The organism is Kitasatospora sp. NPDC028961, assembly GCF_055564815.1.
Window position 1 is genome coordinate 49844 of the sequence record NZ_JBVHVO010000030.1, and the last position, 26005, is coordinate 75848.

Genomic DNA, 26005 nt, shown 5'->3' on the forward strand with positions numbered 1-26005 from the left:
TGGGCGTCCTTTATCCTCTGTTGATTCGTTCTCTTCCCCGGGGGGGAGGTGGTTTCCATGGATGCCCCTGCGACCTGTTTGCCCCGAGACCCCCCCCCCCCCCCCCCCCCCCGCCCGGTCAGCTCCCGGGCCCGGCCAGCGTCAGCCCTTCGAGCTGCCCCTGCTCGTACGCGGCCACGATCGCGCGCCGCTGGAGCTTGCCGCTGCTGGTGCGCGGCAGCTGTCCGGGCTTCAGGTAGTGCACGTCCTCCGCCCGCACGGTGACGCCGATCGCCCGCACCAGGTGCTCGACGATCCGCGCCCGGCTGCCCGGCACGTCGTCCCGGGCCTCGCGGTCCACCTCGGTCAGCACCACGATGTCGGTGCCGATCTGCGCCACCGCGGTGCGGCCCTCGCGGACGAACGGGAGCTGCTCGACGGCCTGCTCGAAGTCGGCGGCGAACAGGCTGCGCCCGCCCACCTTGATCCGGTCGCTGATCCGGCCGGTGATGAACAGCTCCCCGGCGTCCAGGAAGCCGATGTCCCCGGTGGCGTAGTAGCCGTCCGGCCCCTCGATCGACCCGGGGCGGTCGAAGTAGGCCTCGGCGAGGCTGCCGCCGGCCAGCTCGATCTCGCCCAGCTCGTGCTCGCCGCAGACCCGCCCGTCCTCGCCCCGCAGCCGGACGGCGAACTCCGCCATCGGCCGGCCGACCGAGATCGCCGGGACGCCGGACGGTGAGGTCACCACCCGGATCTCGCCGCCCACCGGGCGGCTGGCCACCAGCAGGACGGCCTCGGCCATGCCGTAACAGGGCATGAAGACGTCGCGCCGCAGACCGGCGGGCGCCATCAGGTCGAGGAACGCCTCCAGGTTCGGCAGGTTGATCGGCTCGCTGCCGAGGTAGATCGACCGCATCCCGGAGAGGTCGAGTTCGGCGATCTCCTCCGGGTCGAGGTCCTGCATCAGCTTGAGCGAGTAGTCGACGGCGAAGTTCGGGATGACGGTGCCGATGGCCCGCTCCCGGCCCATGTGCTCCCACCAGCCGCGCGCGTCGAACAGGAAGGTCACCGGCTCGGCGAGCAGCAGGTCGCAGCCGACGGTGAAGCAGGACAGCATGCCGCCGACCAGTCCCATGTCGTGGTAGAGCGGCAGCCAGCTGCTGACCCGCTCCTCGGGTTCGCGGCCGTCGGTCCGGGTGATCATGGCCAGGTTGGCCCGGAGCCGGCCGTAAGTCACCGGGACGCCCTTGGGGAAGGAGGTCGACCCGGAGGAGAACTGCACGAAGGCCAGTTCGTCGTCCCCGGGCGTCCGCAGCCGGGCGCCGGCCCGGCGCAGGCCCGCCGGCGGCAGCGGCAGCGCCTCGACCGGCAGGTCGACGGCGGCCAGCGTGGGGACGCCGAGGATCCGGGCGGCGCCGAAGTCCGCCGCGACCCGGGCCAGGAACTCCTGGTAGCCCTCCCTCGGCGTGTTCAGCACAAAGGGCTTGACGGAGAGCGGCACCGCGCCGATCTCCATCAGCGCCAGGAACGCGAAGATCACCGGAACGGAGGTCTCGAACGGGAAGACCACCCTGGTCCCCGGTCCGATCCCCTGCTCCCGGAAGAAGTCCGCACTGGCGGCGATCCGCTCGGGGAAGTCCCGGTACGGCGTGAACTCCGCCGGATCGCCGTACTTCTCGTACAGGTGGAGCCCCCGCTCGGGCGGGCACTCCTGGTTGCGCTGGATGTGTTCGAGCACCGGACCCCTCCTACTCGTTCAGTTGCCGCTCGTTCATGGTTCGGTCGCCGCGTTCCGGGGCGGCGGTGTCCCGACGGGCCGTCAGGCCGGGGTGGAGGCGGCCAGGAAGTCCTGGAGGGAGACCAGGCAGCGCTGCTCCGCGTCCAGGAAGGCCACCGTCACCAGCGCGTCCACCGCCGGCCGGTCGGCCTCCGGAAGGTGGATCCGCTGCCGGAACCGGGCCCGGAAGGTCAGGCCCTCCTCGTCCCACTCCTCCTCCGAGGGGGAGACGAGCTCGGTCCGCACCTCGACCCGGCCGCGCGGGATCTCCGCCAGGTAGTCGATCTCGGTGCGGGCGACCACCGCGATCAGCCGGTCGCCGTGCACGAGCCCCTGCCGGCCGAGCCAGTCCCACCGCCCGGCCTCCAGGTACTCCAGCGCGACCGCGTTGTTGACGTGCCCCAGCGCGTCGAGGTCGTTGGGGCGCACCGGGAGCATGAGGCGTGATTCGCCGAAGAACACGTCGGACCGTCCGTTTTCGATCGTGCCGAAGGGCCCCGGCCGAGGAGCCGGGAACCGGTGTACCGGGAGCCGTAGTGCCCGGGAGCCGCTGCACCGGGAGCCGCCCGGGCGGGGTGTCCTGCCCGGGCGCCCGGGTGCCCGGCCGCCGGACCGGCGGCCCGCGCGTTCACCGCGGGGCGCCGGCCGGGGGCCGCGGAGCCCGGCGTCAGCTGTCGAGGAGGTCCATCCAGGTGTCCTCGACCTCCTCCCGGGAGTGCACCTCGATCCCGGTGATCTTCTTCAGAGCGCCGCAGACCAGCTGCTCCTTCTTCTCCATCGCCTCGGGCCGGTAGCCGGTCTCGGCGGTGTCCAGGTGGTCCCACCAGTTGACGTGGGTCCCCCGGTCCTCCTTCTGGTCCCGGGCGCTGCCCAGGAGTTCGCCGTCCTCGCGGAGGAAGAGATGGGCCACCGCGAAGGCGTCCTTGGCGTGGTACTCGCCGCTGTCCACCAGGGCCTTCGCGAACGACACGAAGTAGTTGCGGTGCTGGATCTCGTCGGCCGCGACCTGCTTGAAGATCCGGCGCAGGCCCTCGTCCTGGATCACGTGCTGGCACTGGCCGTAGTTGACGGCGGCGGTGATCTCGGAGATCGCGAGCAGCACCAGGGTGCGCAGCATGTCGTCGTCCGGGAAGACCTTGCGGAACGCGAGGAAGGTCTCGTCGTCGATCGGCTCCATCCCGCTGACGTCCGCCAGCCGGTTGAAGACCGTCTCGTGGTGGGCCTCCTCCTCGTTCCAGTAGCGGCTCCAGGTGCCGCACGCCTCCATGACCGCCGCGAGCGCCGGGTTGGTCTTCTCCCAGCGGCGCACCTCGGCCTCGGCCTGCCGCTCCAGGCGGTCGGCGCCCGGCTTGGTGGTCAGCTCGGCCCGGCCGGCGTTCCACACCAGGTTGCGGTCGAGCGGGGTGAGGCTGTCCAGGTCGACGGCGGACAGCATCTCGACGACGCTCCACCGGCGCGACTCGTGCAGCCGCTGCTGCTCCCAGGTCACGTCGACGAGGGACATCCCGCGCACCGTCACCGCGTCCCAGAGGTCGGTGATGATGGCCGGCGGCTCGGCGGGGACGACCGCCTTCCGGATCACCGGCTCCTTCTCGACGACGCTCATGCGGCCGCCTCCTTCGCCTTCTGCTTCTCGAACTCCTCCAGGAACACCTTCAGCACCACCGGGGTCGCGGTGTCGAGGGGCAGCGCGGGCAGCCGCACCCGCACGCCGTAGTCCTTGCGGAGACCGTTGGCGGTCCGGGCGAAGGCTTCCATCAGGTCAATGCTGTTGGTCATTTTGGGACTCCGGCCGATCACATCGGCCAGCGTCACGTCGTCGGCGAAAACTTCCTCGTCGGCGAGGCCGGCGTGCTCGCCGAATTTCTGCCGGATGTAGAACTCAACTTCGGGCGTCACCATGGCTCAGAATCATACAAGTTGGCGATTCCGCAGACCAAGTGATGCCTGTTACACGGAAGTTAATGCATCATCAGATCTGATTCGCACAAACACCGCTGGACCCCCGGTCGGAACCGGGGGCCGAGTCGCGGTATTGGTGCGGGAATTCGGCCGAAATCACCGGAGACCCGGTAGATCGGCAGGCGCGTCGACCGCCGGGATCCGGCGGATCGTCACCGCGGCGAGCAGGGCGACGGCGAGCGCGAAACCGATCGCCAGGTACCAGGTGTCACGCGCGGCGCCGAGCGCGTCGGCCGCCGAGGCGGTCACCACGGAGACCGCGAGGGCCGTCCCGAGGACGGCGCCGAGCTGACGGAAGGCCGCGTTCGCCGCACTCGCGGTGGCCAGCCGGGCCGGTTCGACCCCGGCCAGCGCGACCGCGCCCAGCACCGGCCAGACCAGTCCGGCCCCGGTGCCCATCACCACCGCCCCGGGCAGCCAGTGGGTGAGGAAGTCGGGCCCCCGGCCGCCGCCCCGGAGCAGCAGCAGCGTGCCGCAGGCGTAGATCAGGCAGCCGGCGATCACCACCGGGCGGTCCCCGAACCGCTCCGCGAACCGGCTCGCCGGGCGGGCGACCAGCGCGGTGGCGATCGGCGGCGGCGTGGTGGCGAGTCCGGCCGTGATCAGCGACCAGTGCCAGTGTCCGGTCAGGAACAGGATGTTGTTGAGGATGACCATGTAGAAGGTCACCGAGAACAGCATCGAGCCGAGGTTGCCGCCGATGGCGCTGCGCGAGCGGAGCAGGTCCAGCGCGATGACCGGCGCGGGGTGGCGGGCGCTGCGCAGCACCGCCGCCACCGCCAGCAGCGCGCCACCGGCCAGCGCCCCGAGGGTGCCGGGGCTCGTCCACTCCCAGTCCGGGCCCTTGACCAGGCCCAGGGCGAGCAGGCCGAGCGCGCCGCCGAGCAGCGCCGCGCCCAGCACGTCCGGGGTCGGACCGCCGCGCTCGCGCTGCTCGGTGAGCGAGCGGGAGGCCCAGACGGCCGCCACCCCGATCGGGATGTTCACCAGGAAGACCGCCCGCCACGACCAGTGCTCGGCCAGCAGCCCGCCGAGACCGGGGCCGATGCCGGCGGCCAGCGCCGCCGCCGCGCCCCAGATGGTGATCGCGATCAGCCGCCGGGCCATCGGGAACATCGGCATCAGCAGCGCGAGCGAGGTCGGCACCAGGATCGCCGCGCCCACCGCCTGCACCAGCCGCGCCGCGATCAGCACCGTCGCCGACCCGGCGAGCCCGCAGACCACCGAGGCCAGGGTGAAGAGCGAGAGGCCGACCGCGAACGACCGCCGGCAGCCGAGCCGGTCGGCGGCCCGGCCGGCCGGCATCAGGAAGGCCGCGATCACCACGTTGTAGCCGTTGAGCACCCAGGAGAGGGTCGGCAGGTCGGAGCCGGAGAAGGTCTTGGCGATGTTGGGGAACGCCACGTTCACGATGGTGCTGTCCAGGAAGGCCACGAAGGCTCCCAGGCAGCAGAGCAGCACCGGCCCGAGCGGCGGCCCGGCGGCCGGGCCGGCCACGACGGCGGGGCCCTTGACGGGTGCGACGGGCGATTCGGCCATGCGGGCGTCCTTCCTGGGCGACGGGATCGGGCGGTCGGTGCGCGTCGGGGCACCGCGCCGCAGCGGCCCGTCCTCCCGGACCGGTCCGCACACCGCCGTCGAGCCGCCGGCCCCCGCCCGCGTCTCTCCCCCACGGGGGCACGCCTCACCGGCACGCCCCCACCGCACACCCCAGGAGCGTGTACGGGCACGCGGAACTGGCGTTCCCCCCGCATGTGAGCCGAGCGCGCGACGCCACGATCCGTCGCGCACGCCGCATCCGGCAACGGCACAGACCGCACTCGACCCCCCGCACACGCCGGTGGGCCTGATCAGATTGCTCGTTGTTACCCGCCAGTGTCAATCCCCTCCCGACCAGCGGACAGCGGTCAGGGGAACGCCCCTGACCTCCCGTCAGGGCGGCTTCACCCCCGCCCACCAGCCACGACGCCGACCGGCACGGCAACGGCCCCGCGGGCACGCCCGCGGGGCCGCTCGCTTCGCGCCGGATCAGTTGACGACGACCGCCGGGCTGCCGGCCTGGCTGGTGTCGGTGACCGGGCCGTAGGTGGCCGAGAAGTAGCCGTCGGCCGGGCAGAGCGAGGAGCCGCCGCTCTTGGCGAAGTGCTCGGTGCGGAACGCCATGCTGTGGCCGGCATTGTCCGCGGCGCCGGTGAACGCACCGCTGAGCTGGTAGCTGCAGGTGAGGGTGCCGAACCAGCTGTTGAGCACGGCGGTGGCCTGGATCGGCCCGGCGGTCCCCGAGGTGAGGGTGATCGGCAGCCCCGGGCCGTCGTCGACGGCGATGACGTGCGGGAAGTTGCCCACGGTCAGGCTCCGGACCGAGGTGACCCCGGTGACGTTGCTGGTGCAGGAGCCGAAGGTCAGCCCGGTGAGGGACTCCGTGGCCGTACCGGGGGCCGCCGGGTTGCTCAGCACCCTGGCGGCGAGCTGGGAGGTGGCGCAGGTGACCCCGGTCGTGCTGGTCGCGGTCGAGTAGAAGGTGGCGCGGGTGTTCGCGGCGAGCGGCGCGGCGAGCGTGTCGCCCGCCGCGACGGCGCCGCCGCCGGCGGTGAGCACCGCGGTGGCGGCGACGCTGCCGGGCGCCGCCGACGCGGGGACGGCGCCCAGCGCGAACGCCGCGGTGGCGGTGAGGGCGGCGGCGAGGAGCGGGACAGGACGGTGAAGGCGCATGGGAAAGCCTCTTCCTCGGTGAGGGGGAATCGAGAAGGTGAACTTTCGTGGCTCCCCGTCGGTGGGGGATTCGGGGAGCTGACTACGTTGTAGAGCGGTGTCCGTGCACCGTCAAGGCACTGCGCCGAACTTGCTGACTTTTCGTCAGCAAGAACCGGAGCGACGATCGACGACCGGGCCCGCGGCGGTGTGACGCACCGTCCACGCGGGTGACTTGACGACAATGCCTAGGCCGGCCCCGTCCTCAGCGGTGCTCGGGGTTCTCGAAGTCGAAGCGGCAGCCGGCGTCCCACTCGGAGCGCTGGTTGCCGTGGGCGGGGACGCCGCCGGCGTCCTTGAGCATCCGGGCGAGGTGGAGCAGGTTCCAGGTCATGAAGGTGGCGTTGCGGTTGGTGAAGTCGTTCTCCGGCCCGCCCGACCCCGGGTCGAGGTAGGACGGCCCCGGCCCCGCCTCCCCCACCCAGCCGGCGTCGGCCTGCGGCGGGATCACGTACCCCAGGTGCTGCAGGCTGTAGAGCACGTTCATCGCGCAGTGCTTCGCGCCGTCCTCGTTCCCGGTGATCAGACAGCCGCCCACCCGGCCGTAGTAGGCGTACTGGCCCTCGGAGTTGAGGATCGACGAGCAGGCGTAGAGCCGCTCGATCACCTGCTTCATCACCGAGGAGTTGTCGCCCAGCCAGACCGGACCGGCCAGGACGAGGATGTCGGCGGCCATCACCTGGCTGTAGAGCACCGGCCAGTCGTCGGTCTCCCAGCCGTGCTCGGTCATGTCCGGCCAGACGCCGGTGGCGATGTCGTGGTCGACCGCTCGGATCACGTCGACCTGGACGCCCTGGCGCTGCATGATGCCGGTGCTGAGGTCGATCAGGCCCTGGGTGTGGCTGCGCTCGGGTGAGCGCTTGAGGGTGCAGTTGAGGACCAGCGCGCGCAGGTCGTCGTAGCCGCGGGGCGAGGTGGACATCGGCGGGCCCTTTCCGGAGGAGGCGTTCGCCCACCAGTCCAGCCGCACTGCCGGGCCGCCGCCCGTCGGACTGGGCCGACCGCGCGGACGCCGGGCGGCTGCCGGTCCGGGAACGGCGCCGGGCGGGGAACGGGCCGGCCCGCTCAGCGGGGTGCCGCGGGCAGCCGGCCGTCGGCGATCGCCCGGGTGAAGGCGGCGTGGTCGTCCCGGATCTGTCGGGCGTAGGCCAGCGCGAAGGCGGCGGTCCCCCGGTCGAAGGAGGTGCCGCGCCCGAGGTAGGCGGCGATGGCCACGCGGTCGCCGGAGCGGGCGTGCCCCCGGGCCAGCACCCGGCCGCAGAGTCCGGCGTACTGGTGCAGCAGGCCGTCCGGCATCCCCCGGACGTCGGCGGAGCCCTTCATGTCGAGCAGCTGCCGCCAGTAGAAGTGGCGGCCGGTCGGTCCGGTGGACCAGCCGAGGAAGATGTCGCCGACGGCCTGGAGGAGCTGCTGCCCCTCGACCACGCGCCGCCCCTCGTGCGCGACGGACGCGTCCGTGTAGGGCGCCAGCACCGAGGGTTCCGCCTCCTTGGCCTGGAGGAGGAAGAGCTCACCCGCGACGCGCCCCCGGAGCAGGAGCAGGAAGCAGCGGGTGCCGACGCTTCCGATGCCGACGACCTTGCGGGCCGCGTCCACGATCTCGAACCGGTCCAGCAGCTTGGCCCGGGCGGGCGGCAGGCTGGCCCGGTAGTCCTCGAAGACGTGCGCGATGGTGGCGCGGTCCCGCTCGTCGACCGGTTCCAGCAGCGGGGGGTCGTGGACGAAGCGGGGCCGGCCGTCCGGTCCGGGAGCGGTGAGCCTGGCGACGGCCTTGCCGCTGTCGGTCTCCCGCGCCGTGTCCAGCGTCCGGCGCAGCCGGTCCCGGTGCGGCGCGTCACCGATCTCGCCGAGCAGGCTGTCCGCCGCTATGTGCTCGTACCAGACCGCGAGTTCCGTGCTGTCGGCGAGTTCCCGCAGATGGGTGCGGTAGCTTCGGGCCGCTTCGGTCGCGGCGGCGACGGCGACCCCGGCCGGGGCGTCGTTGTCGAAGGCGGCGACGGCGAGGCTGGCGGCGAGGCGTTCGACGTCCCATTCGAAGGGGCCCGGCAGGGTCTCGTCGAAGTCGTCGAGGTCGAAGACCAGCCGGCGCTCGGGCGAGGCGAAGAGCCCGAAGTTGGACAGGTGGGCGTCGCCGGAGAGCTGGACACCGAGCCCGGTGTTCGGCAGGGCGGCCAGGTCGGCGGCCATGACCGCCGGGGTGCCGCGGTAGTAGGCGGAGAGCGAGCCGGCCATCCGGGCGTAGCGGATCGGGGTCAGCTCGGGGATGCGCGGGCCGGCCTCCTCCTCCAGGATCTCGACGGGGTCGCGGCGGTCCGGTGGCGGGGTCCAGTCGCCGTGCAGGGAACGGGGGAGGCGCTTGCGCACGGCCCTCCCCCGGGCGGCGGACTCCTCGGCAGCGGGGGCTGCGGGCACGGGGGGCTCCTTCGACCGGTGCGTCGGACGGGGCGGGGTCACGGCGAGCGGCGGCCGGGCCGGCCGTCGAGGGCGACCGCCGCGCCGACGGGGACGAGCCGGGTGAACGCCCGGGCGTCGCCCGGCTGTTCGCCGGAGGGGTACCTGCTTTCGGACGGCCTCCGACGGCGAGCGGCCCGGCCGGCGGTGTCGGCCCGGCCGACCAGGACGGCGCGGGCGACGACGACGGCGCGGGCGCGACCCGGGCGGAGGTCCTCCTCCAGCGTGCGCCACGCCTGCCGCCGCCCGCCACTCCGGGCCCCCGGCGCCGGTACCGGAGACCCCGGCGCCCGTGCCGCCGCCGTACGGCGTAGCCGCCGGGCCGGTCCGCCCGCCCCCTCGTAGGGTGCGAAGGATGAGCAGCCCAGTCAGCCGGCCCGAGGGCGGGCACCGCAGCGACCGTCCGGCGGCCGAGCGCACGGACTACGCGGGAGCGGTCTACGGCTCCATGCTCGCCGCCTCGGTGGTGGCGACCGCGAGTGCCGTCGGCGACTACCCGCGCTTCCAGCTCGGCGTCCTGCTGATCGTCACCGGCCTGGTGTTCTGGGGCGCCCACGTGTACGCCCGGCTCGCCGGTGAGCGCCAGGTCGGACAGCGGCTCACCTGGCGGCAGGCCCGCCGGATCGCCCGCCACGAGCGGCCCATCGTGGAGGCGGCGGTGGCCCCCGCGGTGGCGGTGCTGATCAGCCCGCTGCTCGGGCTGGGCCTCGCCGGGACGGCCTGGCTGGCGCTGGGCGTCGCCGTCGCCCAGCAGGTCGGGTGGGCGTTCGTGGGAGCCGTCCGGGCCGGTGCGAGCCGGCGGCAGGCGGCGCTGGAGGGGTTCGTCAACCTCGTCCTGGGCCTGATCATCGTGGCCGCCAAAGCCGCCCTCGGGCACTGAGCACGGCTCGTCCCGGCGCGGGAGCGGCGGCGGTGTCAGACCTCGTCGGTGGGCGGGCCGGCCGGCGGCAGGACGGGGGTGACCAGCAGCCGGGCGGCCAGTATCGCGCCACCGGTGACGGCGGCCAGCGTGGCGTCGTGGAAGGGGCGCAGGTTGCGCTCGTGCCAGAGCGTCTGGGTGGTGGCCCAGGCGGCGTCCAGCGCGCGGGCGACGGAGAAGCTGGCGACGAGGTGCCGCAGGGACTCGGCGGCCTGGGCGTCCGGCGTGCCGAGCCGCGCCTCGAAGGAGGCCCGGGCCTCGGCCTCGGCCTGCCCCAGCAGTGCGGCGGCCCGGAGGTGGTCGGCGTGCACGGGCGGGGTGTCCGGCGTGGTGCGGCGCTCGATGCAGGTCTCCACCAGGCCCAGCGGGAGGTCGTGGCTGAGGTGCGCGCTCATCCCCGCGAAGGCGAACTGGATCGGCCGGACCGACCGGTCTCCCCGGGCCTCGAACAGCGGCTGCCAGGCCTCGTTGACCGGGCGGCCCGCCTCGGCGTCCTCGACCGCGTCGAGGTAGGCACCGGCGAGCACCACTTCCAGGCCCTCGGTGAACGCCCCGTCCTGGAATGAGCCCGCGGCCAGGTGGCCGCCGATCAGTTCGGCGACCCTCAGGTACATCCGGTTGAAGCAGGCCACACCGTCCCGCGGGTCCAGCCGGGCCTCCACCGCCCGCATCCGCCCGACGACCTCGTCGAGGCTCCGCGCGGGCCTGGCGTGCGCGTATGTCATGGCCGTCCTCCCGGAGAAGCGGTCGGTGCGGGGTCGGACCCGGCTGCCTCCTGTACCCAGACTGCCACCTCCGCGCGGCGGCCACCGCCGCCGGGCCCGCGCACCCCGCGCTCGGACCCCGCGCTCGCACCGCTGCCGGTCGCCCGAACCGCCCCACCGGCCGACCGCGCCGGGGCCCAGAACGCGCCGGGGGCCGTCCTCGCCGGCGGGGCGGGGACGGCCCTCGGCCGGTCCGGATCAGGGGCGGGCGCCTCCCCGCGTCGAGACGGCGACGTAGTCCACCCGCATCGGGTGCCCGGGCTCGGTGGCCGGGCCGGGCACGCCGCCGAGCGCGGCGGGCAGGTTGCCGCCGACCGCGACGTTCAGGATCAGGAAGAGCCCGTGGCCGACGGCCCGGTCCCAGGTCGCGCGGTCCATCTGCGCGGCCGTGACCCGGTGGTGCTCGCGCCCGTCGAGGTACCAGCGGACCTGCTCGGCCCCGGGCGTGAGGTCGACCTCCACCGCGTAGCTGTGGAAGCCCGTGCGGCAGTCCGGGCACGGCCGGTCGCCCGAGCCGAGGCCCTTCGGCTCCTGGCAGGGGCCACCCTCCAGGGTGCCGCAGTGCATCGTGCCGAAGATCGAGTCCCGACCGTTGACCTGCTCCATCACATCGAGCTCACCGATCGCGGGCCAGCCGGTGAAGCCGTCGCGCAGCTCACCGCCGAGCGTCCAGAAGGCCGGCCAGTACCCGGCGGCGGCCGGTCCGGTGACGTCGGGCAGCGCGATCGAGGCCTCGATCCGCAGCACTCCGCCGGGCGGCGGGGCGAGGTCGGAGCGGCGGGACTCGATCCGGCCCGAGCTCCACCGGCCGTTCTCCAGGGTGGGGACGATCTCCAGCGCGCCCCGGCCGTCGAGACGGACGTTGGCGGTCGAGTCGGTCATCGTCTCGACCTCCCCGGTGCCCCACTGCGGAGCCGGGCAGCCCGGGTAGCAGGTCCCCAGGTCGTACTGCCAGTGCTCGGCGGAGGGGCGGCTGCCGGCCGACCCCTCGAAGTCGTCCCGCAGCACCGGTGTCCAGCCGTCGGCGCCGGGCTTCCCCGGTCCGGTGGCGACACCCCCGGCAGCGCCGGCGGCGGGCACCAGCCCGGCCTCGGTCAGCAGCCGTTCGAGCCGGGGCGTCAGGACGACGGCCGCGACGTTGGTCAGGTGCGCGTCGTCCCGGTAGAGCAGGATGCGCTCCAGGACGGCGGGGCAGCTGCGCCCCGCACCCGGGCAGAGGACGGAGTTCAGCTCGACCGACCGGACGCCCGGCACCCGGCCGGCCGCGATCTCCTCGGCGAGCGGGTCGGGCCACTGCGCACGGGCGCGCGGGAACTCGCAGGCGGCCGGGTCCTCGGTGTGCCCGGAGACGCAGGCCGGAACGTCCGTCCCGGGGATCGGGGTGTCCTGGATGTAGACGATCGGCACCCCGAGCGCGCGCAGCGGCGCCAGCGTCCGCTCCCAGCCGTCGAGCAGCAGCCGTCGGTCGTCGGTGTAGCGGTTGAGCGCGGAGACCACGATCAGCTTGGGCTTCGGCCCGCTGCGCAACCGCTCCAGGCTCGCCGTCCGCCAGCTGTCGCACTCCCAGTACGCCCGCCCCAACTGCGGGTTGACGACATCGAGTTCGGGCAGCGGGCAGCCCTGCTTGACCAGTTCCTCCAGGGCCCAGTGGCGCCCCGCCGCGATGGCGAGCAGCGAGGAGAACCACTGGCCGGCGTGCGAGTCGCCGAGCAGGACGATCCGGTCCGCACCGGTGGTGTCGCCGAACAGGCAGGCGGGGCTGGTGACGGCGCTCGGCGCCACCTCGCACTCGCCGTCCGGCGGGAAGTCCTTGCGCGCCTGCGCGGCGGCCGGGACGACCGCCGCGGTCTTCGGCGGGGTGGCGGTGCGCACCAGCAGGGAGGTGCCGTCGGGCGAGCCGGGCGGCAGGCCGAGCAGGTCCACCGGCCCGGCCGGCCCGAGCAGCCGCAGTGTCCCGGTGCCGACGACCAGCGCCAGCACCACCGGGACGATCACTGCGGTGAGCCCCAAGGAGAGCCCGCGCCTGGGGAGTTCGGCCACGGTCCGGTTGCGGCGCAGCGGCTGTTCGATCCAGCGCAGCACCGCCACGGCGGGCAGCGCGGCCGCCGCGCTCAGCGCCACCTTGACCGGCCAGCCGAGCGTCCCGAACCGGGCCTCGGTGAGCACCAGGACCGGCCAGTGCCACAGGTACAGGTTGTAGGAGAGCCGGCCGATCGCGCGCGGGGCCCGCAGGCCGAGCAGCCGGTCCGCGCCGTACCGGGTGGCGACGACGGCGCCGCCGTCCCGCCGGTCCGGCGTCCCGGCCAGGATGATCGCGGCGGTGGCGAGGGTCGGGACCAGTGCGGCGTACCCCGGGTAGGGGGTGCCGGCGTCGTAGGCGAGGACGCACCAGCCGATGGCCAGCAGGCCGGCCCAGCCGGTGAGCAGCCGCAGCGGGCGCGGTCCGCGCAGCCGGTGCCAGGGCAGCAGGGCGAGCAGCGCCCCGACCCCGAACTGCCAGACCCGCGAGGGCGTGCCGAGGTAGGCGAGCGAGACCGAGCTCTGCGTCCAGTGCAGCGAGAGCGCGAAGGAGCCCAGCGTCAGCGCCCCCGCGACCGCGGCCGCCACCGTGCGGACGGCCCGGCCGCGGCGGACCGCCCGGGCCGCCAGGAACACGATCAGCGCGACCAGTGGCGCCCAGAAGAGGTAGAACTGCTCCTCCACCGCGAGCGACCAGAAGTGCAGCAGCGGGCTCTGGTCGCGCCCGGCCGCGAGGTAGTCGGTCTGCTGGGAGACGAAGCGCCAGTTGGCGACGGAGAGCGCCGCGGCCAGCACGTCGTGCTCCAGGTCGGCACGGCGCAGCGGGACGGTCAGCCAGGCGCCCGCCAGCGCGACCGCGCCGAGCACCACGGCGGCCGAGGGCAGCAGCCGGCGCGCCCGGCGGGAGAAGAACTCCCCCAGCCGGACCCGGCCGGTGGTGACGGCCTCGCGCACCAGCAGTCCGGTGATCAGGTAGCCGGAGACGACGAGGAAGACGTCGACGCCGACGAACCCGCCGGCCAGGCCGGGTACGGAGGCGTGGAAGGCGAGCACCGCGAGGACCGCCACCGCGCGCAGGCCCTCGATGTCGGGGCGGAAGCCGGCCGGGCGGGGCGCCGGCCCCGGGCTGCCGGACGCCCGCGCGCCGGAGCCCCGGGAGCCGGAGCCGCCGCGCGGCGGGCCGGGGATGGTGTAGGTACCCGGCAGGAGCTCCACGTCCGCGCTCGGTGGCACAGGTGTGTTCGGTGACATTGAGGTGGTCGGTGTGGTCGGGGTCGGTGACATCGGTGTGGTCGGGGACATCGGTGTGACGACCTTTCAACCCAGCCAGGGCAGCATCGGGCGGACCCAGCCGGAGGCGAGCAGGGCGGTGAGCACGAGGGTGGCGGTGGCGGCCAGCGCTTCGGGCCAGCGCCGCGGCAGCATGCCCGTCCGGGCCGCGCGCCGGGACAGCAGCCGGCGCGGGGCGCCGGGGCGGTCCGGGTCGGCCGCGCGCTGCCCGCCGGCCGGGCGCAGCTCGCCGACCAGGTCGCGGATCAGCGGGAGGCCGATCTGGCACTGCACGGCCAGGTAGAGGCCGAGGCCCCAGTTGGGCTCCCAGCCGTTGCGGGCGACCGCGAGCGAGAGGCCCGCGGCGGCCGCGCCGACGGAGGCGCAGAGCCACCCGAGCGAGACCAGGACCACCTGGCGGGCCAGGCCGCCCGGCTTCGCCCGGCCGGCGCCGGTGGGCACCCAGGCCGCGCTGCGGCCGCGCAGGGTGTGCCAGAAGGCGGCGCCGGCGGCCACGCTCATCAGCACGTTGGAGCGGATCACCTCGATCCGCCAGCGGGTCCGGCTGATCCGGGGCAGCAGGACGTGCCAGAGCCAGAGCGGCGCGAGCAGCGGCAGGACGTGCCAGGGCCGGATCTGGTCCGGGTACCAGAACATCATCACCAGCGGCGGCAGCGGGGCCACGAAGAGGTTCACGGCGGCGGCCAGGTAGCCGACGACGCCCTCGTAGAAGCAGAGCCGCATCCGCCAGGGCGCCCGGATCCGCTTGAGCACGGGCGAGCCGAGCAGGTGCAGGTTGCCCATCGCCCAGCGGTACTGCTGGTTGACGTAGGAGGCGAGGTTGTCGGGCGAGGTGCCCTTGGCGACCAGCACCGGGACGTACAGCGTCCGGTACCCCTGCTCGTACAGGCCGAGGCCGGTGAAGAGGTCCTCGCTGTGGTCGAGCCGGGCGAAGCCGCCGGCCGCGTCGATCGCCGTGCGCCGGTAGACCGCGTTGCTGCCGCAGCAGATCGCCGCGTCGCTGGCGTCCCGGGAGGGCTGGATCCAGCGGAAGAACCACTCCTGCGCCGAGCCGGCGGCACGCTGGATCCAGTCCATCGTCTCGTCGGTGTCGAAGCACTGCGGGCTCTGCACGATGCCGATCCGGGCGTCCGCGAAGTACGGCACGAGGTGGCGCAGGAAGTCCGGCCTGGGCGCGAAGTCGGCGTCCAGGATGGCGATGTACTCGGCGCGGCTCAGGGTGAGCGCGTGGTTGAGGTTGCCCGCCTTCTTGAGGTGCCCGCGGTCGGGCCGCACGACGTACTCGTAGCCGTGCGCGGCCGCCAGGTCGGCGACCTCGGCGCGGTCGGCGTCGTCGAGCACCCAGACGGTCAGCGCGCCCGGCCAGTCGAGCCGCCGGACCGCGCGGTAGGCGTTCTCCAGGACGTCGAGCGGTTCGCCGCAGGTCGGCAGGTAGAGGTCGACGGTCGGCAGCTCACCGGGGTTCCAGGCGTGCACCAGGACTTCGTGCGACTGCCTGGTCAGCCGGCGCTGGCGGAGGCTGTTGACCGAGGAGAGCCCGAGCGCGACGACGTTGAGCGCGAGGACGGCGAGGAAGCCCCAGAGGGCCGGGGTCCGCAGCGAGAAGGTGAACATGGTCGCCGCGGTGAAGACGAAGGCCAGCGAGGTCAGCACCAGCACCCAGCGGCGTTGTGGTCCGAAATACCAGTACAGCTCCTGATCGGAAGGAGGTTGAGGAAGATGTTGGACAGTCATGAGGCCCCCACAGCCGCGTTTCTGACAGCTCCGCGGTCACAGTACCTCATTGGTATAGACCATTCGGGCAGCCGTCCGAGAGCTGGGACGCCCGCCGGCGGCGCCCGCCCCGGGCCGCGATCGCCCGGCCACCGCGGCCGGATGCGCAGGAAAGCGGCAGGTCACAGCGGTGACGGCGGCGCCCCGCCCGCACCGGGGGCCCGTCGGGCGCAGCCGTCCGCTCCCCGCCAGGACGCCTCCGGGCCCTCGCCGCTCCCCCGCCCCGACGCCTGCGCGACTGCGCGCCGCCCCCGTCGCGACCCCCGATAGCCTCCCGCCGGCCACCCGCCCGTCACCTCGGGCGCCACTCCTCCCCCTCCCGACCCCCTCGCTCCCCCGGGCCGGGCGGCCGCCCCCTCCCCCGATCGGCGGTGCGTCGCACTCGTTCGGCGCAGTCCGGATCGTGCCGGCGCCCCGGTGTTCCCAGACTCGGAGGCGGGGGTGGACTCAACCGGAGAGGCATCCTCATGTACATCGGGCTTCGCCGCATCGTCGCGGTGACCGCAGTGGCAACCGTCGGCATGGGCCTGGCGTCGTGCGGCAGCGCCAAGCAGTCGACCGGCACCACGTCCTCGGGCAGCGCGAGCGGCACCGCAGGAGGAGCGATCAAGATCGGGCTGCTGCTGCCGGAGACCAAGACGACCCGGTACGAGCAGTTCGACCGCCCGCTGATCGAGCAGAAGATCAAGGAACTCGCGCCGAACGCGCAGATCGACTACTACAACGCCAACGAGAACGCGACCACCCAGCAGACCCAGGTGGACACCGCGCTGACCAAGGGCGACCAGGTGCTGATCCTGGACGCGGTGGACTCCAAGTCGATCCAGTCCTCCGTCCAGAAGGCGCACGACGCGGGCGTGAAGGTCGTCGCGTACGACCGCCTGGCGCAGGGTCCGGTCGACTCCTACGTGTCCTTCGACAACAAGAAGGTCGGCGAGCTGCAGGGCCAGGCCCTGGTGGCGGCCGTCGGCGACAAGGCGAACGCCGGGTCGATCATCATGATCAACGGCTCGCCGACCGACCCCAACGCGGCCGACTTCAAGGCCGGCGCGCACAGCGCGATCGACGGGAAGCTCAAGATCGGCAAGGAGTACGACACGCCGAACTGGGACCCGAACAACGCCAACCAGGAGGCCGCCGCCGCGATCACCGCGATCGGCGCGCCCAACGTCGTCGGCGTCTACTCGGCCAACGACGGCATGGCCGCCGGTATCGCGACCGCACTGAAGGCGGCGAACCTCAGCGTGCCGCTGACCGGCCAGGACGCCCAGCTGGACGCGGTGCAGCGGATCCTGGTCAACACCCAGACCATGTCGATCTACAAGCCGTTCAAGCCGGAGACCGACGCGGCCGCGCGGATGGCGGTGGCCTACGCCCAGGGTTCGAGCCCGGCGCCCGACCTGGTGCCGACCACGGTGACCAACGGCAGCGGCAACAAGGTCCCGGCCGACCTGATCACCCCGGTGGTGCTGACCAAGGACAACATCAAGACCACCGTGGTCGCCGACGGCCTCTACACCGTCGCGCAGATCTGCACGCCCGACTACGCCGCCGCCTGCGCCGAGGCCGGCCTCTCGTAGCGGCGCCGGGCCCCGGCCCCCGCCCCCGGAGCGGCCCCGGCCCGGCCCCGGTCGCGTGCGGCACCGGACCGGCAGCACCCCGAAGAAGCACCCGAAGCCGAAGACGCCCCGCCTCCCCCCGGAGGCGGGGCAAGGGAGTTGGTCACTGTGGCAGGTGAGACCGTACTGGCCCTGCGCGGGGTCTCCAAACGGTTCGGCGCCGTACAGGCGCTCACCGACATCGAGCTGGAGGTGCACACCGGCGAGGTACTGGCGCTGGTCGGGGACAACGGCGCCGGCAAGTCCACCCTGGTCAAGGCGATCGCCGGGGTGCACCAGCCGGACGAGGGCGTCATCGAGTGGCAGGGCCGCCCGGTCTCCATCCACCGCCCCCAGGACGCCCAGCACCTCGGCGTGGCCACCGTCTACCAGGACCTCGCGCTCTGCGACAACCTCGACGTCGTCGGGAACCTCTTCCTGGGCCGCGAGATCAAGCGCTTCACCGTCCTCGACGAGGTCGAGATGGAGAAGCGCTCGCGCGAGCTGCTGGACACGCTGTCCATCCGCATCCCCAGCGTGCGGATCCCGATCGCCTCGCTCTCCGGCGGCCAGCGCCAGGTGGTCGCGATCGCCCGCGCGCTGATCGGCTCGCCCAAGGTCGTGATGCTGGACGAGCCGACCGCCGCCCTCGGCGTCGAGCAGACCGCCCAGGTCCTCGACCTGGTCGAGCGCCTCCGCGACCGGGGCCTCGGCGTGATCCTGATCAGCCACAACATGGCGGACGTGATGGCGGTCGCGGACACCGTGGCGGTCCTGCGGCTCGGCCGCAACAACGGCGTCTTCGACCGGCGCTCCACCAACCAGGAACAGATCATCTCGGCCATCACCGGGGCCACGGACAACGCGGTGACCCGCCGACAGGCCCGCGGCACGGAGGGCACCCCATGAGCGACCACATCCCGGGCGGCGACGACGGCCGCCGCCACCACCTGCCCGAGGACAGCATGCCCAAGGGCGGCGTCAACGCGCCGGTACCCGTGGCGCCCTCGGCGACCCCGGTCGTGGACCCGCGGCTGATCGTGCGCCAGGAGGGCATCAAGGGCTACCTCGGGGAGTTCCGCCGGCGGGTGAGCAGCGGCGAACTCGGCTCGCTGCCGGTCGTCCTGGCACTGATCGTGATCTGGGCCGTCTTCGGCAGCCTGGACAGCACCTTCCTCTCCGCCCAGAACCTCTCCAACCTGTCGCAGCAGATCGTCGGCACCGGCATGATCGCCATCGGCGTGGTCTTCGTGCTGCTGCTCGGCGAGATCGACCTGTCGGTGGGCTCGGTCAGCGGCCTGTGCGCGGCGATCTTCGCCGTCCTCAACGTCACCCACGGCGTCAACCAGTGGGTGGCACTGCTCTCCGCCATCCTCGGCGGCGCGGTCGTCGGCCTGATCCAGGGCGTGTTCTTCGCCAAGGTCGGCGTGCCGGCCTTCGTCGTCACCCTCGCGGGCAACCTCGGCTGGAACGGCGCGATGCTGCAGATCCTCGGCGCCAGCGGCACCGTCAACCTCTCCGGCAAGGACATCGTCTCCCGCCTCTACAGCACCATCTACAGCCAGCAGCTCGCCGCCTACGGCGCCGCCGCGATCGGCGTCCTGCTGTTCGTCGGCGCCTCGCTGGCCGACGCGAGACGGCGCCGGGCGGCCGGCGTGCCCTACCGGCCGATGGCCGACCTGGTACTGCGCACGGTGGCCCTGGCCGTCGTCTCGTTCCTCGCCGCGTACACCCTGAACCAGTACAAGGGGCTGCCGCTGGCCCTGCTGATCTTCCTGATCTTCATCGTGGTGCTGGACTTCGTCCTGCGCCGCACCACCTACGGACGGCAGATCTTCGCGCTCGGCGGCAACATCGAGGGCGCGCGCCGCGCCGGTATCAACATCTCGTGGATCCGGATCAGCGTCTTCATCATCTGCTCCACCATGGCGGGCATCGGCGGTCTCTTCCTGGCCGCCCAGATCCAGTCCGCCAGCCAGACCTCCGGCGGCGGCAACCTGCTGATGAACGCCATCGCGGCGGCCGTCATCGGCGGCACCAGCCTCTTCGGCGGCCGCGGCAAGACCTGGTCGGCCCTGCTCGGTGCCCTGGTGATCGGCTCGATCCAGTCCGGCATGAACATCGAGGGCCTGAGCAACGCCATCCAGTTCATGATCACCGGTGCGGTGCTGCTGGCCGCCGTGGTCGTCGACTCCCTGGCCCGCCGCACCCAGAAGGCGGCCGGCCGCGCCTGACCCGCGCCCGGGTCCCGGTACGGCGACGGGGGCCCGCTCCACCGGCGGTGGAGCGGGCCCCCGTCGTCACGGCCGCACCCGGGTGCGGGCCGCGCCCGGTACCAGCGAGCCGGAGCGGATCGGAGCGCCGGGGCCCGGAATCAGAGCGCCGGGGCCGGGAAGGTCGGGTACTCCACGCCGGAGACGTACTGGACGACCCGGATCACCTGGCAGGAGTAGCCGAACTCGTTGTCGTACCACAGGTAGAGGATCGCGTTGTCCCCGTCCACCATGGTGGGGCCGGCGTCCACGATCGAGGCGTGGCGCGAGCCGATGAAGTCGCTGGACACCGCGTCGGGAGCGGTGACGAAGTCGATCTGGCGCTTCAGCGGCGAGGTCAGCGACACCTCCCGGAGGTAGTCGAGGACCTCCTCGCGGGTGGTCTCGCGACCGAGCCGCAGGCTGAGGATCGCGATCGAGACGTCCGGCACCGGCACCCGGATCGAGCTGCCGGTGATCTTCGCGTCGAGGTCCGGCAGCGCCTTCGCGACGGCGGAGGCGGCACCGGTCTCGGTGATCACCATGTTCAGCGGTGCCGAACGGCCGCGGCGGTCCGAGCTGTGGTAGTTGTCCAGCAGGTTCTGGTCGTTGGTGAACGAGTGGACGGTCTCCACGTGGCCGCGCAGCACGCCGTACTCGTCCGCCATCGCCTTCAGCGGCGGGACGATCGCGTTGGTGGTGCAGGAGGCGCAGGACAGGATCTGCTCGTCCGGCTTGATCATGTCGTGGTTCACGCCGTGCACGATGTTCGGGACGTCGCCCTTGCCCGGCGCGGTCAGGACGACCTTCTCGATCCCGGGGCGCAGGTGCTTCGAGAGCCCCTCGCGGTCCCGCCACCGGCCGGTGTTGTCGATCAGGATCGCGTCCTTGATCCCGTACGCGGTGTAGTCCACCGTGGTCGGGTCGTCGGAGTAGATCACCGTGATCTCGTGACCATTGGCGATGATCTTGTTGTTCGCCTCGTCGACGGTGATCGTGCCGTTGAACTGGCCGTGGATCGAGTCGCGCCGCAGCAGCGAGGCGCGCTTCACCAGGTCGTCGCCCGCACCCTTGCGGACGACGATGGCACGCAGCCGCAGGCCGTTGCCCGACCCGGCCTTCTCGATCAGCAGGCGGGCCAGCAGCCGGCCGATCCGGCCGAACCCGTACAGCACGACATCGCGCGACCCGCGGCGCTCCAGCTTGTTGGCACCCGTGGCGCCGGCCACCGCCTCCGCGGTGAACTCCGCCACCGACAGACCGCGGTCATCGGCCTTGTACGTGGCGGCGAGCATGCCGATGTCGATCTGGGAGGGGCCGAGGTCCAGCGCGGTGAGCGCGTGCAGGAACGGCAGCGTCTCGGTGACCGAGAGCTCCGCCCCGGCTATCTGGCGGGCGAACCGGTGAGTCTTCAGAATGCTGACCACCGACTTGTTCACCAGGGAACGGCTGTGCAGCAGAACGGTGACGTCCCGCTCACGCTGCAGCCTCCCGATGATCGGGATCATCGACTCCGCGATCTCCTCGCGGTTCATCCAGTTAGTGAACACGTCTTCGTTGACAGTCACAGGTCCATCTTTCGAGCTAGGCGAATGCCCACATGCTAGCTTTGAGCCATTTTGGCCTCTCAGCCGGACCCACCCGAACGGCACTTCCCCCGCCCGGCAGCCCGAAGGGCACGCCTAGCCCGTTCGTCCGACCCGGGGGGCCGTCGTGGCCCTATCGAAAGCCCGCACCGGAGCGGGCAACAGGCCCTCGTACGGCGGCCGGTCGTGCGCGACCTTCCGCGGGGTCCGCGCACCCCGGCCGTGGGCCGCGAGCCGCTCGCACGCCACGGCTGCCACCGACCGGCGCCCTCCTCCCCCGCTCCAGCCCGTGACGGACATCACCGGAGCCGGGCCGCCCGCCGTCCTCCCCCGCCCGCCCCCGGCCTCGGTGGGTCAGGCCGGGTGGGGCTCGGTGGTGAGGGTGGTGGTGAAGACGGGGGTGCCGGACTGGGTGGCTCGGATGTGGGTGCGGGGGTGGCCGTCGGGGGTGGGGGGTGCGGGGGTGGTGGTCAGGAGGCAGGGCTGGTCGAACTCGACGTAGCGCAGGAAGGTGCTGTCGAAGGCGACCGGGACGGCGGGGTGGGGCAGGGTGGCCCGGGTCGCCTGGACGGCGGCCTCCAGGAGGACCATGCCGGGGACGTGGTCGTGCGGGTGGTCGAAGAGGACGCGGTGGCCGGTGTCCGTACGGAGCTGCCAGTGGTCCGGCGCGCCCGCCGGTGAGATGACGACGTCCCGCTCGTGCAGGCGGCCGACCACGGCGGTGGGGGCCGGCGGGGGGAGCGGGAGCGCCCGGGCGAAGGCCTGGGCCGCGTCGGCGTAGCGGCCGCGCAGGCGGTCGTAGAGGGCGGGCGGGTGGCTGGTGTAGTGGAGTTCGGCGGTGCCGAGGTGGCGCCCCCCGCGCCGGGCCTCGACCTGGGAGACCAGGTGGGCGGAGCCGAGCCGCCGCCTGGTCACCGAGGTGTGGGTGATCAGCAGGTCGACCTCGGGCGGGCCGGAAGTGGTGAGCAGCTCGCCCGAGTTGACGGACGTTCGGATACGCTCCATGCCGAAGCGGTGTCCGAGCGGGACGCCGTGGACGGCGTGGCTCAGCACGGTGAGCGCCTGGCGGGCGCTCTCGGTGAACAGCAGGGGGCTGTAGCGGCCGCCCTCGGTGTAGAAGGGGTGGTCGTGCGGCCAGTGGACGGTGACCCACTGGGTGGCGCCGGAGACGTCGCCCCAGTCGGTGACGAGCGCTTCGCCCGCCACGGACTTGCCGACCAGGGCCGGTATCTCCGGCGGGACCGTCGGCCGGGTGCGCGTGGCCGCCGTGTGCTGAACGATCGTTGGACGCGACTCCATGATGAGCCGTCTCCCCCCGGAGTCAGTGTGGCGGGGGACGGGAGCGGTGCAATCGTCCCCCCAGCCTATAAAATGAAGAATACTCTTCTTTATCAAGCAACATGAGGTGCAGTCGTATGGTGGGACGCCCAGTGAAACAGGAGCGGGCCGAGCGGACGCGGGCCGCCCTGATCCAGGCCGCCGCGAAGCTCTTCGGGGAGCAGGGCTTCTCCGGAACCAGCGTCGTGAAGATCGCCGACGAGGCCGGCCTGACCCTGGGCGCGGTGTACTTCCACTTCCGCAACAAGAGCGAGCTGGCCCGGGAGATCGTCTGCCGCCAGCCCGAGTGGGTGGTGACCCCCCGCCCCTCGGAGGGGCTGCAGCGCGTCGTCGACGTGTCCCTCACCTGGGCCTGCCAGCTGCTCGACAACCCCATCCTCCAGGCCGGGGCCCGACTGGTCTGGGAGCAGGAGCAGTTCAACTCCCCGGACGAGAACTCCCACCGCCAGTGGGCCGAGATCATCATGGACGACCTCCTGGTCGCCCAGCGCCGGCGGGAACTGCGGGCCGGCACCGACGTCCAGGCGCTCTCCCGCCTGGTGGTCTACGCGTGTACGGGGGCCCAGATGCACTCGTTCATCGAGACCCGGCGCGCCGATCTCCCGGAACGCGTCGTGGAGTTCTGGCAGCTGCTGCTGCCGGCTGTCGCAACTCCCGCCACCGCCAAGCGGATCGAGCTCTCGGAGTGCCGCGGCCGGCCCGAGTAGCGCCGACCGCCGGGACCGCCCCGTGCCGGTCCGCTCCCCGGACGGTCGGCCGTCCCGACTGGTGCCGCCCCCGGCGGGCCCGGGACAATGATCGACATCCGAGTTCGACGACACCGAGACCGGCTCGCGGGCCGGTCGGCGCCGCGGGCAGGGGGGCGAAGCACATGGAGCACCGTCAGGGGCTGTTGCAGGGCAGGACCGTCATGATCACCGGGGCGTCCAGCGGGATAGGCGCGGCCGCCGCCCGGCTGTTCGCCGCCGAGGGCGCGGCCGTGGTGCTGACGGCCCGGCGCAAGGAGCTGCTCGACCGGCTCGCCGAGGAGATCCGCTCCGCGGGCGGCCGGGCCGAGGTGGCCCCGGGGGACGTCACGGCGACGGCCGACGTCGAACGGGTCGTCGCCACCGCCGTGGCGGCCTTCGGCGGCCTGGACGGCGCCTTCAACAACGCCGGCTGGGGGGCGATCGGCTCACAGCTGCACGAGACGGACGACGCGGTCTACGACCGAATCATGGACGTCAACGTACGCGGCGTGTGGAACTGCCTCAAGCACCAGGTGCCGGTGATGCTCGGCCAGGAGTCGGGCGGGTCGATCGTCAACACCGCCAGCATCGCGAGCCTGTTCGCCACCGGAGCGGTCTCCCCCTACGTCGCGGCCAAGCACGCCGTGCTCGGCCTGAGCCGGGCCGCGGCGGCCGAGTACGGGGCACGCGGGATCCGGGTCAACGCGCTGGTCGTCGGGACCACCCGCACCGAGCTGATCGAGGAAGCCATGCGCCAGGTGCCGCAGTTGGAGCAGGTCGCGGTGGGCAGATCCATCCAGCCCCGGCTCGCCGAACCCGTCGAGGTGGCGCGCGCGGCGGCCTGGCTGCTGAGCGACCAGGCCTCGTTCGTCACCGGTGGTGCCGTCCCCGTCGACGGCGGCTGCAGCGCCGTCTGACGGGGCCGGCGGAGCCGGGGGTCGGGCCCGGCGGGGTGACTCTCGCCGGTGGGCTCAAGTCAGGCACCGCTCGCCGCAACTGAGGAGGTCCCAGATGCGGCTGATGTGCTCCACGGACTGCCCGTCCAGGGGTTCCTTCCGGCAGGCCCGCTGCCGGATGCAGGACTCCGCTCCGGTGACCAGGTACCCGGCCAGGGTGGCGAGGGTGCTCCGGTCCCCGTACGGGCCCAACTCGGCTTCGTGCGTCGCCTGCAGGCGCTCGTGGATCACCGGCGCCCAGGTCGTCGACCAGTCCGGCTCCCCGGGTTGCTCCCGGGCGAGCCGGGCCGCGGCGCGCACCACGGCCTCCCGCTCCAGCAGATCGGCCAGCGCCAGGGTCAGCGAGATGACCGACTGGACCGGGGGTTCGCTCCGCGCCGTCACCTGGCCCACGACCGCCTGGGTCACGGCGTGGCCCTGCGTCCTGACCACCGCGGCCATCTCCTCCTTGCTCTGGAAGTGGAACGTCAGGGCTCCGGTGGTGATTCCGGCCGACCTGGCGATCCGCGCCAGGGACGCCCCCGCGTATCCGTCGCGGTCGAACTCGCCAGCGGCCGCGCTGACCAGGTTCTGTCGCGTCCGGGCCGCCCTCTCTTGCATCATCATGCTCCTGTCAGATGTGGCGTTCATACACCCGCACCATAGGCGTAAAAAAAGAATGCCACTATTTTTGTAGCGGGGCCGCCTCCCCGTGGTGCATCCTGTGTAGAACTGGTGTACAGGGGGGACTTTATGACTCTGGCGACAACCTCTCGAACCGAACTACCAGGTCAGCCCCGGGCCGTGGTGTCGATCCCGTACCGACGGACCGAGAAGGCCTCCGAGCCGCAGGCGATCCGGGTGCTCGTGGTCGCCGGCGACCACGACGCCGCCGAAGGAAGGGCTCATGACCTCCGACGACAGGGGTACTGCACGAGACTTGCCGGAACCGGCGCGGAAGTGCTGAGAACACATGAGCACTCGGACATGATCCTGCTCGACCTCGATCTTCCCGACATCGACGGCCTGGAAGTCTGCCGTTCGATACGAGCGAGTGGAGACAAGCCCATTATCACTCTCACCGGCCGCGACACCGAACTGGACCGGGTGCTCGCCCTGCAGGCCGGCGCGGACGACTGCGTCGTCCGCTCGTGCGGCCCCAGGGAGATGACGGCCCGTATCGAAGCCGTCCTCCGCCGGGCCCGCCCCAGACCGGCCCCGGTCCGGATATTATCCATCGGCCCGCTCCACGTCGACGAAAGGACCCGTGAAGTCCGCCTGCACGGCGAGCGGGTGAGCCTCACCGCCAAGGAGTTCGAGCTGCTGCACATCCTGGCCTCGAACCAGGGCCACGTCATGTCACGCAAGGATCTGATGGCCCGGGTCTGGGACACCGACTGGGTGGACTCCAGCCGGACCATCGACACGCATGTGCGCAACCTTCGCGCGAAGCTCGGCGCCAGCACCTGGGTCATCACCGTCCGCGGCATCGGCTACCGCATCGGCCACGGCTGACGGCCGGCCACGGGCCCGCCCCGGAAGGACCGCACCGACCGGACGGCACCCGCCCGGAGCGCCCCGCGCGAACGGCGTCCCGGCGCGCACGACACCCTCATCGAACGACCCCGCGCAGTGCGGGAACGAACCGACCTCGCACGGACAGCAGCCCACGGGCCCACCCCCGAGGCGCGCCGCCGGCCGGCCGACTGATCGTCATCTACCGTTTCCCCGGCGGTTGACAGACCGACGACCGGCGCGCGGAGCCCCGGCGAAGAGCGAACCCGGGCGCACCGACCGAGCGGTTCGGCAGATGGCAGTGGGGGGGGGGGGGGGGGGGGGGGGAAACAGCACCCGCCCAGAGAACAAGAAGACCTCCCCCTCCT

21 protein-coding genes are annotated in these 26005 nt (G+C 72.8%); 7 read left to right on the plus strand and 14 right to left on the minus strand.

The features are described from left to right. Positions 1 to 118: 118 nt before the first annotated feature. From ACZ4UX_RS31945 to ACZ4UX_RS31980, 8 genes are all read right to left on the minus strand, one after another. On the minus strand, positions 119 to 1717 hold the full coding sequence (locus ACZ4UX_RS31945; RefSeq protein WP_465709184.1) for an AMP-binding protein: 1599 nt from the start codon (positions 1715 to 1717) through the stop codon (positions 119 to 121). Positions 1718 to 1798: 81 nt separating this feature from the next. After that, on the minus strand, positions 1799 to 2194 hold the full coding sequence (locus ACZ4UX_RS31950; RefSeq protein WP_329490309.1) for an acyl-CoA thioesterase: 396 nt from the start codon (positions 2192 to 2194) through the stop codon (positions 1799 to 1801). Between the two features lie 229 nt (positions 2195 to 2423). Then, entirely contained in the window at positions 2424 to 3362 is a 939-nt protein-coding gene (locus tag ACZ4UX_RS31955; protein ID WP_465709185.1) for an acyl-ACP desaturase, read from the minus strand. Further along, positions 3359 to 3658 carry a hypothetical protein gene (locus tag ACZ4UX_RS31960; protein WP_465709186.1) on the minus strand — a complete coding sequence of 100 codons (300 nt, stop codon included), beginning with the start codon at positions 3656 to 3658 and terminating at the stop codon, positions 3359 to 3361. The genes ACZ4UX_RS31955 and ACZ4UX_RS31960 overlap by 4 nt, the downstream gene beginning before the upstream one ends. Positions 3659 to 3814: 156 nt before the next feature. After that, positions 3815 to 5257: an MFS transporter gene (locus ACZ4UX_RS31965; protein ID WP_465709187.1), complete on the minus strand. Its 1443-nt coding sequence runs from the start codon at positions 5255 to 5257 to the stop codon at positions 3815 to 3817. 489 nt (positions 5258 to 5746) lie between these two features. Beyond that, the gene (locus ACZ4UX_RS31970; RefSeq protein WP_465709188.1) at positions 5747 to 6430 is read right to left on the minus strand and encodes a Tat pathway signal sequence domain protein; all 684 of its coding nucleotides are present in this window, start codon (positions 6428 to 6430) and stop codon (positions 5747 to 5749) included. Positions 6431 to 6674: 244 nt separating this feature from the next. Then, positions 6675 to 7391 carry a flavodoxin family protein gene (locus tag ACZ4UX_RS31975; protein ID WP_329490304.1) on the minus strand — a complete coding sequence of 239 codons (717 nt, stop codon included), beginning with the start codon at positions 7389 to 7391 and terminating at the stop codon, positions 6675 to 6677. Positions 7392 to 7534: 143 nt separating this feature from the next. After that, positions 7535 to 8881, minus strand: coding sequence for a DUF2252 domain-containing protein (locus ACZ4UX_RS31980; RefSeq protein WP_465709189.1), 1347 nt, complete (start codon positions 8879 to 8881; stop codon positions 7535 to 7537). A gap of 394 nt (positions 8882 to 9275) precedes the next feature. Here ACZ4UX_RS31980 and ACZ4UX_RS31985 point away from each other — a divergent pair, with 394 nt between their 5' ends. Then, positions 9276 to 9800: a hypothetical protein gene (locus ACZ4UX_RS31985; RefSeq protein ID WP_465709190.1), complete on the plus strand. Its 525-nt coding sequence runs from the start codon at positions 9276 to 9278 to the stop codon at positions 9798 to 9800. A gap of 35 nt (positions 9801 to 9835) precedes the next feature. Here the strand turns inward: ACZ4UX_RS31985 and ACZ4UX_RS31990 are convergent, their stop codons facing one another. The 3 genes from ACZ4UX_RS31990 to ACZ4UX_RS32000 all read right to left on the minus strand — a co-directional run bounded on the left by ACZ4UX_RS31990 (position 9836) and on the right by ACZ4UX_RS32000 (position 15646). Then, positions 9836 to 10564: a DUF5995 family protein gene (locus ACZ4UX_RS31990; RefSeq protein ID WP_465709191.1), complete on the minus strand. Its 729-nt coding sequence runs from the start codon at positions 10562 to 10564 to the stop codon at positions 9836 to 9838. Between the two features lie 237 nt (positions 10565 to 10801). Then, positions 10802 to 13873 carry an acyltransferase family protein gene (locus ACZ4UX_RS31995; RefSeq protein ID WP_465709192.1) on the minus strand — a complete coding sequence of 1024 codons (3072 nt, stop codon included), beginning with the start codon at positions 13871 to 13873 and terminating at the stop codon, positions 10802 to 10804. A gap of 66 nt (positions 13874 to 13939) precedes the next feature. Next, positions 13940 to 15646: a glycosyltransferase family 2 protein gene (locus ACZ4UX_RS32000; RefSeq protein ID WP_396488126.1), complete on the minus strand. Its 1707-nt coding sequence runs from the start codon at positions 15644 to 15646 to the stop codon at positions 13940 to 13942. Between the two features lie 506 nt (positions 15647 to 16152). On the opposite strand from ACZ4UX_RS32000, the gene ACZ4UX_RS32005 reads away from it, so the two are divergent. The 3 genes from ACZ4UX_RS32005 (at position 16153) to ACZ4UX_RS32015 (ending at position 19517) form a co-directional block, all read left to right on the plus strand. After that, the gene (locus ACZ4UX_RS32005) at positions 16153 to 17265 is read left to right on the plus strand and encodes a sugar ABC transporter substrate-binding protein (RefSeq protein ID WP_465709193.1); all 1113 of its coding nucleotides are present in this window, start codon (positions 16153 to 16155) and stop codon (positions 17263 to 17265) included. Between the two features lie 147 nt (positions 17266 to 17412). After that, on the plus strand, positions 17413 to 18192 hold the full coding sequence (locus tag ACZ4UX_RS32010) for an ATP-binding cassette domain-containing protein (protein WP_465709194.1): 780 nt from the start codon (positions 17413 to 17415) through the stop codon (positions 18190 to 18192). Between the two features lie 56 nt (positions 18193 to 18248). Beyond that, positions 18249 to 19517: a sugar ABC transporter permease gene (locus tag ACZ4UX_RS32015; protein ID WP_329492313.1), complete on the plus strand. Its 1269-nt coding sequence runs from the start codon at positions 18249 to 18251 to the stop codon at positions 19515 to 19517. 140 nt (positions 19518 to 19657) lie between these two features. On the opposite strand, the gene ACZ4UX_RS32020 is transcribed toward ACZ4UX_RS32015, so the two are convergent. After that, positions 19658 to 21103 carry a glyceraldehyde-3-phosphate dehydrogenase gene (locus tag ACZ4UX_RS32020; protein ID WP_329490298.1) on the minus strand — a complete coding sequence of 482 codons (1446 nt, stop codon included), beginning with the start codon at positions 21101 to 21103 and terminating at the stop codon, positions 19658 to 19660. A gap of 372 nt (positions 21104 to 21475) precedes the next feature. Beyond that, a complete protein-coding gene (locus ACZ4UX_RS32025; RefSeq protein WP_380393202.1) occupies positions 21476 to 22420 on the minus strand; it encodes a ScbA/BarX family gamma-butyrolactone biosynthesis protein in 945 nt (314 codons plus the stop codon). A gap of 116 nt (positions 22421 to 22536) precedes the next feature. Here ACZ4UX_RS32025 and ACZ4UX_RS32030 point away from each other — a divergent pair, with 116 nt between their 5' ends. Together ACZ4UX_RS32030 and ACZ4UX_RS32035 are read left to right on the plus strand one after the other, a co-directional pair. After that, positions 22537 to 23166 (plus strand): ScbR family autoregulator-binding transcription factor, encoded by a 630-nt coding sequence (locus ACZ4UX_RS32030; protein WP_465709195.1) that lies wholly within the window; start codon positions 22537 to 22539, stop codon positions 23164 to 23166. Between the two features lie 203 nt (positions 23167 to 23369). Beyond that, the gene (locus tag ACZ4UX_RS32035) at positions 23370 to 24104 is read left to right on the plus strand and encodes an SDR family NAD(P)-dependent oxidoreductase (protein ID WP_465709203.1); all 735 of its coding nucleotides are present in this window, start codon (positions 23370 to 23372) and stop codon (positions 24102 to 24104) included. A gap of 54 nt (positions 24105 to 24158) precedes the next feature. On the opposite strand, the gene ACZ4UX_RS32040 is transcribed toward ACZ4UX_RS32035, so the two are convergent. Beyond that, positions 24159 to 24746, minus strand: coding sequence for a TetR family transcriptional regulator (locus ACZ4UX_RS32040; RefSeq protein ID WP_465709196.1), 588 nt, complete (start codon positions 24744 to 24746; stop codon positions 24159 to 24161). Between the two features lie 243 nt (positions 24747 to 24989). Here ACZ4UX_RS32040 and ACZ4UX_RS32045 point away from each other — a divergent pair, with 243 nt between their 5' ends. After that, on the plus strand, positions 24990 to 25637 hold the full coding sequence (locus tag ACZ4UX_RS32045; protein WP_352287675.1) for a response regulator transcription factor: 648 nt from the start codon (positions 24990 to 24992) through the stop codon (positions 25635 to 25637). Positions 25638 to 26005: the final 368 nt, after the last annotated feature.